The sequence below is a fragment of the Clostridium sp. UBA6640 genome (assembly GCF_002455975.1).
GTDB lineage: Bacteria > Bacillota > Clostridia > Clostridiales > Clostridiaceae > Clostridium_J.
This window is the reverse complement of the sequence record NZ_DKLM01000123.1, coordinates 1-9,840: the sequence shown is the minus strand read 5'-3', so window position 1 is coordinate 9,840 and position 9,840 is coordinate 1. Positions and strand designations below refer to the sequence as shown.

Sequence of the window (9,840 nt, the reverse complement as noted above, 5' to 3'; positions counted from 1 at the left end):
TTTTCCTAAATTCTTCATTATTCATTATTAATCCTTAATTTCTAAGGGGGTAATCTGTTTTTATAGAAAATTTATTTTTCAGAGTATATATTAAACTTTCGCATTGTATCCCTATATCCTTAAGCTATTCTGTTCTCTTTTTCCATGTGTATAACTTTCCAACTATCTTAAATCCTGCTGATTCATATAGTCTATTTGGAGCTGGGTACTTTTCTGGCATTGCAGTAAGTACAGTGACTTTATCTGCTCCTAATTTTTTAGCTTCATTTATTACATATAATATCATTGCTTTACTTATACCTTTTTTTCTGTACTCTGGATAACAAGATACTGCTTCAATACTTACCATTTTATTTTTTTCATCATATCTTCCACTGCATAGTGCTACTACTTCATCATCTGGGCTCATAATTACAATGTCCAACTCTTTTCTATAGGTTGAAGTTTCATAAAAATTTTTAAATATAATTTTATTAAACAATATCCCATAACATAATTTATATGCTTTATACACTCTATCATGCTGATTAAGATCGGAAACTAACTTAACATAAAATCCTTCTGGTAAATTAGGAACATCTACTATAGAATTACAATCCATATCCCTAAGTACATAATATTCTTCTGTCTTATAATATCCCTTACTTTCCAGAACATTTTCAAAATCATTATCTCCTTCAAAGATTTCATATTCCATACTTTCATTATTTACATCAACAATATCCTTAAAAATATATCTATAATCAGCAGCTAAACAAACATTCTCATCCATTAATATTCCAACTAATTTGTCCTCATCAAAACAAAGAAAAATATTATTAAATATTTCGTGAAGATTTTTTAAATTGCCTTCTTTTCCACGTGATAAAGCACATTGAAATTCAAATAAAGTTATATTGTTATTGAATCTAGTTCCATAAGCTGAATACGTTTCTTCTAAGAATTCACATACTCCTTTATAATCATTTACATGATTATATTTTCTACATGTTATTGCCATTTCAAATAATCCTCCAGCTTCTTTATTATTTCAGTTATTTTTAAATATCACTTAATACTGCATACATACCTAATTTTTCTGGCGAAGATGGCACTATTAGATATCCTTCACTACACATTGCCTCTACAATATAGCCCATTGCATTTGTAGTACATTTAATAACTGAAACTTCAGAACAAATATCCCTAAGCTTATCTGGAGCATGATTTTGCACAACTTTTGTAGCTTCTAAGATTATAGTCTTTAAATCATTCTTTATCTCATCAATGGCTGGTTCCAATATTTTAACTAAAATTTCATACTGTGTCTTTGTAAGAAGTGGAAAATTAACACTGTAATTTCCATTATCATTATTAATATAACAATCTTTTATAAGCTCTACAAACTCTTCGTTTTTATTATCTTTCACTTCATTTCTTGCTGCTTCTAAAAGTATTTTCACCTTCTCATCTCTTGGATGGAACTCTTGACATTTTTCAATGATCTTAAAATTACATATATTTATATAATCACCTCCATCTTCAAGTTCATAATCCCCATATATTCCATTAAAAAATCCATTTTCACTACCACTATTAGTACCCCATATATATCCATGAGTACCATTAGAGAGCATTGGGAATCTCTTTGATTTCATAAATTCTTCTTGAGCCTCAAATCTTCCTTCTAATAAAGCTATATGAGTTGCTAGCCAATATAACCTATTCTTTGAATGATGAACACCATTCAAATTAATTTTCCTTATTTCATCCTCTTTAGTCTTAATAATATTAAAAAGCTTATCTGCTAATAGATTATATATTTCCTTTGTTTTTCTATAAATATCTTCATAGCAACTTTGTGTAAAAATAACTATATTAGTCTGATATCTAGCATTTTGAACCTGCCTTATCAAATTATGCTTTTGAAGAATTCTTATCTCATCCTCTAGATAAGGGGTAGATACCCCTAACTCAACACTGATTTCCTCTATAGTTACAGGATTATAATAGGCAGTTAATAAGATATTTCCTGGGAGCTTTCTTTCAAAAAGATTATAGTAAATCATATAATCCATTTCTTCCATCCACACATCTACATTAAAGATTCCTGGATTATAGCTTTTATCTCCATAATTTCTTGACATATTTATACCCTCTTTCAATATTTTTCTTGATTTAAAGAGCAAATATTTGACCATGTCTAAAGAAATTTCAAGTTTCTGCGAAATATGTTTACAGCTTTTATTTTCAATATAATACATTACAGTAGCTTTTCTATGATACTCTGCTAAGAAGGATAATTCTCTTCTTAAGGTGTTCAATTCCTCATTTTTAATCACTTCTAATTCTGGAGTTCTAGTAAAGCTATCTTCTAGACTTTCATCTAACTCATAATGTTCTAATTTTTTGCGATTCCTAAGATATCCTTTGTACACATTATTGGCTATAGCCCACATCCATCCATAAAATGCATCTATTTCTTTAAGTGAGCTAGAACTTTTTAAAAGTTCCTTTATAATTTCCTGAGACAAATCCTCCGCATCCTGTATACTGGAAGTTCTTGAAACACAAAATGAAAATATTGTTTTCATACATTCTGTAATTTTTTCATAAATGACTTTCTGTCTATCCATATTTCATCATCTCTTTCTTCCTAAATTTCATGGTCAAATTGTTCTCTCATATAAATAGTGCCAATAACTTTAGAATGGTTAGTCCAAAAAAATAATTTTTTATTATAATTTATTATTATATTTATTTATAATAATTTAAAATTAATAAATACTAATAATCCTATCTTATTTTATTATAATGTTACTTTGATTTACTTCTTAATAAAAAATATCCAAACAGTTATTAGAAAAACTTTTACTATTAGAATATGTTTTAATTCAATGTTAAAATTTCGTATAAATGCAAAGGGTGAATTTTCATTCACCCTCATAAGTTACTTTTTAATAAAGTTATATATTATAAATTGATGATAAACCATTTTCTCTTATTTCATTTAGTTCTGTACAACTAAAAACACCTGCATTATAAAGATTAAAAAATTCTTCAGATACACTTTGATCAAAAATAATCATATCATCTGTATTTACAGTTACTTTAACACCATTATCATATAGTGTCTTAATTGGATGTACTCCATAACTTTCTACTCTAGAAAGGCAAACGTTACTTGTTGGACATACATTGAGCTGAATTTTGTTGTCAGACAGCCATCTCATAATACTTTGAGAATTTGCTGCAGCAATACCATGTTGGACTTGATCAAGTTCTAACTCTTCTACAGCCTCTCGTATTAATTCAGCACTTCCAAATTCTCCAACATGTGCTTTTAAAATTAATCCTTTATCTTTAGCTTCTCTAAATAATTTTTTAAATTCAGGTAAAATATTTTCATCTCCATATATATCAATAGATCTAAAGTAATCTTGAGCTAAAAATTCCTCTAATCCCTTATTTAGCACATTAAAAGGTGTATATGAATTTAATGCGATTTCTGGTATGAAAGTAACATTAGGAGCAAAATTCTTATGAATTTGCTTTAGCGTATGAACCATGTCCTCTACAGAATTTCCATATTCAGAAACTTCATCAATACTAAAGCTCATATTAAGTAATTTAACTCCATCCGTCTTAGCCTGAACAAAGGCTGCTTCTATTCTTTTTTCATATCCTATTCTTCCTTTAATAAATGGCTTTATATTTTTTGAATTCCATTCATTCATCTCATTAAGATTCTTAAAAATAGGAGCCTTTGCTATTTTTGTACCATTCCAAGCTTCAATGTATCTCTTATTACCACCTCTTGAAGCATGATTATGTAAATCGCTTTTTGGTATCTTTCTCATCTCACATAAATCATTATCTTCTAATGCTTTAATAAAATTATCTCTCATACTATACCTCTCTAATTGATCCATTATATTTCATAATCACTTATTTAAACATAATCATATACTTATAATCACCATCCAAATAAGAATCTTAAATGTGGAGGGCGAATTTTCATTCACCCTCTACATAACCTTTTAAAAATATTAAGAATGACCATTATATAACTTATGATAGCTAAACTCACACATATGACCATCATATGACATTAATTTGGTATCAACATAATCTATGAATATATATAATCATCATAGCCACTTTCTAACAATATATCTTCTGAATCCATATTTATTAATTCCATAAAAGTAGTACGCGGATTTTTTTCAAAAAACTTTTCAATGATATTGTTGCCTATTAGATAACCAATACACCATGGAATACCGTTCTCCTTATCCCCAAACATAAGTCTGCTTTTTACTACAGGGTCACAACTTTTTAGATGATCTTTCATTATATTCCACATTTCTCTTTCCTGTTGCTTTGATATAGTATTAGTCCAAGATGGTTTCAAATTCTTATATAACATTTTTGCAAATGTATCAGCTTGTCCTTCATTTAGTAAATAAGTTAAGAAATCATCACGATAGTTTCCTTTTAGAACAATGTTGTTATGTCCCCATACGCTATGATGATATTCATGAGCTACAACATAAGGAACCCATCTTATCCAATCCTTTGCTAAGGGATTTATATTGATTAGAATATTGCCAAATTCACAACTACCTATAACTCCATTTTGCCTCTCAGAAACAATTGCATTTTCATGACTTAAAGGGTATAAAGCTATTGTCATAATATCTTCATCATTTTTAGGAAGGCTATCCCATATTCTAACTAATTCACTTTCAAGCAAGTCGACAATATTCGAATTATTCAGAACATTTGACTGATTTTTTAAAGTTGTTAAATCTTTTATTGGCATAGGTTTTCTTCCTTCAAAGCCATCTGGTGCCCATTCAACGACTTTGCTCCAATAAGGTTCTATGAGATATTTATTCCATAAAGAATTAATATCATCATCTTCTCTTAAATTTGCCTCTTCAATAAATTTATCAACATTTTCCCATGCAGAAATAATACGAAATTTATTTTTTATCATTCAATCCTATCTCCCATTTAAGTTTATTTTTTCCAAGTACATTACTACAAATATTATATTCTTAAATGAATAATGTTTCAATGAATAGAATACTTATAACTATTTAATATTCGATGTTAGCTTACATCATCAAGATGCTTATAGAAAAATTAAGTTTATATAATGAATTTACATACACTTGAAAATTATTACTGGTTTGGTTAAAATGTAATATATAATATAAAAAATGGTTATAAGGCATTATAAAACAAAATTTTATTTGTATAACCTTTGAAAGAGGTGGAACTCATTATGAGAAACAAATTAAGTAAATACTCGGTGCAGTTAATATAATCTGATAGCAGATTGTACCGAGATAATAACGTATTTGTTATCAGTTAACTGCACTGCTTTTCTAATTTAATCAGTATATTATGAAAAGGGGTAGTTACATGAACAGAGAACAATTGAAAAATTATTTAAAAAGTGAAGAAAATCAGGTGTTTCAAGGATGGGATTTCTCATATCTTAATGGTAGATGGGATGATGAACACATACCATGGGATTATAAAAAAATTTTATTGTCTTACTTAAAGACAGAACACAAACTTTTAGACATGGGAACAGGAGGAGGAGAATTCCTTCTTGCTTTAAATCATCCATTTTACAATACAGCCATAACAGAGTCATATCCACCTAATGTTGCAATTTGTCAGGAGAAATTGCAGCCACTTGGGATAACAGTTAGGCAGGTATTTAATGATTCAATACTGCCATTTAAGGATTCTTCTTTCGATATAATAATTAATAGGCATGAATCTTTTGATATTGGTGAAGTTAATCGAATCTTAAAGACAGATGGATATTTTATTACTCAACAAGTTGGTTCAAAAAATAATGCTGATTTATCAGAAAAGGTAATCGATAATTATAAGTCATTATACCCTGATAACGATTTGAAGCATAATGTTGAAGCCTTCGAAAGCAATGGATTTGAAATTATTCAATCAGAAGAGTCATTCACTCCAATACGCTTTTACGATACAGGAGCATTGGTATACTTTGCAAAGATAATAGAATGGGAATTTCCTAACTTTTCTGTTGATACTTGTTTTGAAAACTTATGTAAAATAGATAAAGAAATAAATGAAGTTGGATATATAGAAGGAACTGAACACAGATTTCTTATTGTTGCTAAGAAATTACAAGCTTGTAATAAGACAAAAAATATTCAGCTTAATTATTAGAATAACATGATGTTGTTTTATTTCGTATTCTTTTTATATTTTTAGCTAAACTATTAAAAAATTCAAATAAGGTTACCCTTTAATTGGGCAACCTTATTTTGTATAGTAAATCAACAATTTAATTCAACGCATTTTACTAAAATAAGCATATATCTGCATTAATATGAAATGACTTTATATATGGATTCTTATTTGGATTTTTACAAGTTCAATTATCTAAATAATAATCGAAAAAATTTTATTCTTAAACTATATGTCAATTCAATAGTAAAACTTTCTATAAATTTTAGAGGTATAATTTTCATTCACTCTCTAAATAGCTTTTTAAGGAAATTATACATTAGTAGGTGTATTTAAATCATATCTATAAATAAGTCCATCTTCTCCATCTGGATGCTTAGATTTTAAAAAGCCTAGCTTTTCAAATACATTTCTTGATTTTAGATTATCAACATAGACTTCTGCAATCACAGCATTGGCATTTAGTTTGTTTCTAGAATAATTTATAAAACCACGAGTAATTTCTTTGGCATATCCATTATACCAATGTATTTTACGTAATCTAAACCCAATTTCAAATTCTCCATTTTCACTTGTTTTAACTATAAATGCCATGCCTATTTTTGTTTTTTCATTTTTGTTTTCAACACAGAATGCACCTGTTCCAGGAAAATTTGAATATTGACCTATCCATCTTTTAATATCCTTTTGGCAATCTTCATAGGACATAGAATCCCAACTATTAAATCTAATACATTCTGGATCATTATTAATATCATAGATTAAATCAATATCTTCATGATCAAATCCTCTAATAATAAGCCTTTCAGTCTCTAATATCATTTAACCCTCCCCCCAATATCACCCTATTAAATACAGTTATATCATATCTGTATAATAACATAATTTCAATAAAATGTATGTTATCATACAAATATCTATTGTTTATCTTTAGAATCACTTATCTCTGTAAATAAACTTAAATAAATGGACGATCTAATCTTTTATCAAAAGCATTGTTTTGTTTCAACATTTTATTCCACCATATATTCCCTAGACCTATATTAGTAACAAATTGCATACTCTTAAGCTTAAAGCCTGTAAGTTCATATGGCATTTTCATCTTTTCAACAATTCCACTATCAAATTTATTAGTCTCTTCATATATCCTACCTAAATCAGATAACATATTAAAGAGCTTTTTATTAAGAAAATCTGGTTTTACATAAGTTCCTGCTGACTCACCTTTTGTTATAGTTCCTAAATAAGTTCTATTAAGTTCTAGGGATATGGACTTAAAATACGCTTCTGCATATTTGCACTGAGCTGTTTCCATAAATCCACATTGCAATATAAAACCAATAGATTTTTTTTCTGAATCCTTGGCAGGTTCTAAGCATTCAATAAACCGCATTGTAATGCCTGGCATACTATGAATATAAAGTGGAAGCACTAGAATAATATTTTCAAATGAATGTACATATTTAGCAAGTGATTTTGGATCTTCACTGCAAATATATTTAACTTCATAAGGAGATTTCATTTCTTTTATAAACTGCTTTATAAATATTTCTGAATTGCCATTTTTCCCTTTTGGTGATCCATTAATGATTATTGTATTCATCAAACTTCCCCTCACTCTTCTATTCCTTTTACAACTACATTTTTTGAAGCAAACTGGTCAAATGTACGATAGATATATTCTTCTAAAATTTTTCTCCCCTCTAGATTTACAAAATTACCTTCATAATAAAATTCTATATCAGGATATTTTTCGTATCTAGGTACATGCCTCGACTCACCAGTTGAATATTCTACATAAGGAAGAAATAAAGGTATCATCCTATCAAAAAGTGTTTTTAAATTGCCACTTACGAAACCTTTTACAACTTTAGAAAAAATAATCACCCTATCTGCTTCTAAATATTTTGAGTAAAAGGTATCTAAATCTTTACTTATACATCTGCCTGGTACTTTCCACCAACAGGTCCAACAACCACAGCAGTCTTTAATTTCTATTTTTGAAAGGTCAAGCTCATATATTGACTTAATGTTATAATCTCCGAACTCTTTTATAACTACTGTCTTCATAATTCCACCCCATTAAAATAAGGCACATGAAAAAATAATGGTTTAAATATACCTTCTATACTAATTCATTATTTTTTAATGTGCCTAAATAATTATCTTGCTTATATGTTCAGTTTAAAGGTAGGAGTAACTCACAGGTCAATAATATGTTACTTTACTGGAACATAAATTTCTAAATAGAAATAATTACCTCCATTTTCATATGTACTTATTAACATGTTAATATATACTACTCCAAGCAGTTCATATCCCATTTTCATTGCTATATTCCTAAATTCTTTCTCCATTTTTTTATCAAGATCTTCTCCATTTTCTTTTAACTTATCATCAATAACAGTATAAATACACTTTGGATAAGAAATTATTTCTCTCTCTGTTTCTTTATCATCTTCATTTATTTTTTTAACCACTATATATTTATGTCCTATTATTCCTTTATCATCGAAATTGATAACCCGCGTCAATGTTTTTAGGGTTGTAGCTTTCTTTAAGTTTTCTTCTCCTTCTTTTAAAAGATCATATTGTTCTAACATGTTTTCTAGTTGAAATTCACCTTTTACTTCTACTGGTTTCATTTCTCTAATGCTATATTTCCATAAATTCTCCTTAATTGTTTTATAATTATCCTTCACAGTTTTTATATTATTTAAAAGCATTTTCTTATACTCTATTTCTTCTTGTATTTTCTTTTCTTGTTTATCTAATAAAGACTCTATTTCCTCTAAATTACCATATTTTTTTAATTTCTGAATTTGTTTGATTTCAACATCTATCTCTCTATAGAAATTTACTGTTAATACATCATCTATATCAAATAGTGAATATCTTCTGTATCCATTTTCTTTATCTTGCACCGGTTTTACTAATCCCTTTTCCTCATAGAATTTTAATGTATCTCTTGATAATCCTAAAAACTTAGCAACTTGTCCAATTGTGTACACTCTCATTCCCCCAATATATTAATTATACCTGTTTATAATAGTATGTAGATATACTACTTCCAAATTTAATCTACCTCTGAAAGTGACTAACACTTATTGGCATTGCCACTAAAACTAGTAAATTCAAAATTCACATTTCACAATCCACAATTTCGGATATTTCTCAGCATTAATCTTCTAACCCTTCAACAATTAAAAATTGGCAATTGACTGGCTGTAGCGGAGAACAGTGTTCTCCATAAAGCCAAAATCATATTCATATAATTATAGTTGCAGAATTTAGTTGAATTAGATATATAAAAAACTGACAAAGAACGTTCACCCTACAAAAAAACTGTAATTGTATTGCTAGTAAAAAAATCAGTTAAAGAAATTAACTTCCACCCCTGGGGTATGTAACATATTAAAAAAGCATTACGAGAATTAAAATACATGAATAATCTAGCATATAAACTAAACTCTAAAATATACCCCTGGGGTGCAGTATAGTATGGCACAATAACTACATCATTAAAGAATATTTTAGTTATATTACTTATCTCCATTAATATTAATTAAAATTTTTGGTGTTGTTCCGAGCTATGCTGCACCTCAGGGGAAC

At 28.2% G+C, this 9,840-nt stretch carries 9 protein-coding genes; 1 reads left to right on the top strand and 8 read right to left on the bottom strand.

Features of this window, described 5'->3' with window-relative positions:
• Positions 1–124: 124 nt before the first annotated feature.
• The 4 genes from B2W91_RS13390 to B2W91_RS13375 all read right to left on the bottom strand — a co-directional run bounded on the left by B2W91_RS13390 (position 125) and on the right by B2W91_RS13375 (position 4,981).
• Positions 125–1,000, bottom strand: a complete 876-nt coding sequence (locus tag B2W91_RS13390) for a GNAT family N-acetyltransferase (protein ID WP_291581730.1) — start codon at positions 998–1,000, stop codon at positions 125–127.
• A gap of 40 nt (positions 1,001–1,040) precedes the next feature.
• Positions 1,041–2,615: an RNA polymerase sigma factor gene (locus B2W91_RS13385; RefSeq protein WP_291581728.1), complete on the bottom strand. Its 1,575-nt coding sequence runs from the start codon at positions 2,613–2,615 to the stop codon at positions 1,041–1,043.
• 330 nt (positions 2,616–2,945) lie between these two features.
• Positions 2,946–3,887 carry an adenosine deaminase gene (locus B2W91_RS13380; RefSeq protein ID WP_291581725.1) on the bottom strand — a complete coding sequence of 314 codons (942 nt, stop codon included), beginning with the start codon at positions 3,885–3,887 and terminating at the stop codon, positions 2,946–2,948.
• A gap of 224 nt (positions 3,888–4,111) precedes the next feature.
• Positions 4,112–4,981: a DUF2268 domain-containing putative Zn-dependent protease gene (locus B2W91_RS13375; RefSeq protein WP_291581722.1), complete on the bottom strand. Its 870-nt coding sequence runs from the start codon at positions 4,979–4,981 to the stop codon at positions 4,112–4,114.
• A gap of 431 nt (positions 4,982–5,412) precedes the next feature.
• Here B2W91_RS13375 and B2W91_RS13370 point away from each other — a divergent pair, with 431 nt between their 5' ends.
• On the top strand, positions 5,413–6,207 hold the full coding sequence (locus B2W91_RS13370; RefSeq protein ID WP_291581718.1) for a class I SAM-dependent methyltransferase: 795 nt from the start codon (positions 5,413–5,415) through the stop codon (positions 6,205–6,207).
• A 333-nt stretch (positions 6,208–6,540) separates the two neighbouring features.
• Here the strand turns inward: B2W91_RS13370 and B2W91_RS13365 are convergent, their stop codons facing one another.
• The 4 genes from B2W91_RS13365 to B2W91_RS13350 form a co-directional block, all read right to left on the bottom strand.
• The gene (locus B2W91_RS13365; RefSeq protein ID WP_291581714.1) at positions 6,541–7,050 is read right to left on the bottom strand and encodes a GNAT family N-acetyltransferase; all 510 of its coding nucleotides are present in this window, start codon (positions 7,048–7,050) and stop codon (positions 6,541–6,543) included.
• A gap of 136 nt (positions 7,051–7,186) precedes the next feature.
• A complete protein-coding gene (locus B2W91_RS13360) occupies positions 7,187–7,831 on the bottom strand; it encodes an NAD(P)H dehydrogenase (RefSeq protein ID WP_291581711.1) in 645 nt (214 codons plus the stop codon).
• Positions 7,832–7,842: 11 nt separating this feature from the next.
• Entirely contained in the window at positions 7,843–8,298 is a 456-nt protein-coding gene (locus B2W91_RS13355; protein WP_291581708.1) for an NAD(P)H-dependent oxidoreductase, read from the bottom strand.
• A 149-nt stretch (positions 8,299–8,447) separates the two neighbouring features.
• Positions 8,448–9,239 (bottom strand): MerR family transcriptional regulator, encoded by a 792-nt coding sequence (locus B2W91_RS13350; protein ID WP_349680807.1) that lies wholly within the window; start codon positions 9,237–9,239, stop codon positions 8,448–8,450.
• Between the last annotated feature and the right edge of the window lie 601 nt (positions 9,240–9,840).

Coding starts and splice junctions, on each gene's coding strand:
- B2W91_RS13360 (WP_291581711.1), bottom strand. CDS start 7,831: ATGAATACAATAATCATTAATGGATCACCAAAAGGGAAAAATGGCAAT.
- B2W91_RS13390 (WP_291581730.1), bottom strand. CDS start 1,000: ATGGCAATAACATGTAGAAAATATAATCATGTAAATGATTATAAAGGA.
- B2W91_RS13370 (WP_291581718.1), top strand. CDS start 5,413: ATGAACAGAGAACAATTGAAAAATTATTTAAAAAGTGAAGAAAATCAG.
- B2W91_RS13375 (WP_291581722.1), bottom strand. CDS start 4,981: ATGATAAAAAATAAATTTCGTATTATTTCTGCATGGGAAAATGTTGAT.
- B2W91_RS13385 (WP_291581728.1), bottom strand. CDS start 2,615: ATGGATAGACAGAAAGTCATTTATGAAAAAATTACAGAATGTATGAAA.
- B2W91_RS13355 (WP_291581708.1), bottom strand. CDS start 8,298: ATGAAGACAGTAGTTATAAAAGAGTTCGGAGATTATAACATTAAGTCA.
- B2W91_RS13365 (WP_291581714.1), bottom strand. CDS start 7,050: ATGATATTAGAGACTGAAAGGCTTATTATTAGAGGATTTGATCATGAA.
- B2W91_RS13380 (WP_291581725.1), bottom strand. CDS start 3,887: ATGAGAGATAATTTTATTAAAGCATTAGAAGATAATGATTTATGTGAG.